The 1,430-nt window shown below is 68.6% G+C and carries 1 protein-coding gene; it reads left to right on the top strand.

The window, feature by feature from the left end; genetic code table 11:
* Nucleotides 1-135: 135 nt before the first annotated feature.
* The gene (locus MTQ10_RS30390) at nt 136-1,374 is read left to right on the top strand and encodes an IS256 family transposase (protein WP_093725714.1); all 1,239 of its coding nucleotides are present in this window, start codon (nt 136-138) and stop codon (nt 1,372-1,374) included.
* The last annotated feature ends 56 nt before the right edge of the window (nt 1,375-1,430 follow it).

The following is a 1,430-nucleotide window of genomic DNA, read 5'->3' as shown; positions in this document are numbered from 1 at the left end:
GGTTGTGTCCTTGGAAGTGGTGTACCGGTTCCCACCTGATCCGGGTGTTTGGCCTGGCGTCGGAGTGAGGGCCCGGATATGAGAACGGCCACCGGCTGATCTTCGAGTTGTCGAAGCTCGAAGGAGATCAGCACGATGACCGCACCCGACAGTCTGCCCCTGCACGCCCTCGCCGAGGAGAACCTCACCGCGGCGAGTCCCGATCTGCTGCGCGCGATGATCAAGACATTCGCCGACGCCCTCATGTCCGCCGAGGCTGACGCCCTCTGCAACGCCGAATACGGGCAGGTCAGCGAGGAACGCGTCAACCATCGCAACGGCTATCGCCCGCGCGAGTGGGACACCCGCGCCGGGACCGTCGAGCTCGCCGTTCCCAAGCTGAGGCAGGGCAGCTACTTCCCGCACTGGCTTCTCGAGCGCCGCCGCCGGGCCGAGCAGGCCCTGATCTCGGTGGTCGCCACCGCCTACCTGCTCGGTGTCTCCACCCGCCGGGTCGAGAAGCTCGCCGAGTCCCTCGGGGTGACGCAGCTGTCGAAGTCCCAGGTCAGCGCGATGGCCAAGCACCTGGACGAGCAGGTCGCAGCCTTCCGTAACCGGCCCCTGGACGCCGGCCCGTACTCGTTCGTCTGGGTCGACGCGCTCACCCAGAAGGTCCGCGAGAGCGGCCGCATCATCAACGTCCACGCCCTGATCGCGGTCGGCGTCAACGCCGACGGCCACCGCGAGATCCTCGGCCTGGACGTCGCCACCGCCGAGGACGGCGCCGGCTGGCTCGCCTTCCTGCGTTCCCTGATCGCCCGCGGCCTGTCCGGCGTCCAGCTCGTCATCTCCGACGCCCACGCCGGCCTCGTCGACGCCATCGGCGCGGTCCTGCCCGGCGCGTCCTGGCAGCGCTGCCGCACCCACTACGCGAGGAACTTGCTGAGCCAGGTGCCGAAGTCGGCCCAGCCCTGGGTCGCCACGCTGCTGCGGACGGTCTTCGAACAGCCCGACGCCGACGCGGTCCAAGCACAGATGACCCACGTCCTGGACGCGCTGGAGGCCAAGTTCCCCAAGGCCGCAGCCCACTTGGACACAGCCCAGCACGACCTGCTCGCCTTCACCGCCTTCCCGCGGGAGATCTGGCGGCAGATCTGGTCGAACAACCCGCAAGAGCGGCTGAACAAGGAGATCCGCCGCCGCACCGACGTGGTCGGCATCTTCCCCGACCGCACCGCCGTCATCCGGCTCGTCGGCGCGGTGCTGGCCGAGCAGAACGACGAGTGGACCGAAGCCCGCCGCTACATGGGCCGCGAACTCCTCGCCAAGGCCCGACTCCACCCGATCGAGTCAGAAACCGACGGCACCACCCTGCCCACCGAACTCACCGCATAGCCTCAAAGACGAGATCACCGAGTGGCCGTCGATACACCACTCCAGCGGACGTGACC

The sequence above is a fragment of the Streptomyces sp. XM83C genome (assembly GCF_023072675.1).
GTDB classification, from domain to species: domain Bacteria; phylum Actinomycetota; class Actinomycetes; order Streptomycetales; family Streptomycetaceae; genus Streptomyces; species Streptomyces thermocoprophilus.
Note: the sequence above shows the minus strand (reverse complement) of the source record. Positions and strands in the feature narration are given on the sequence as shown.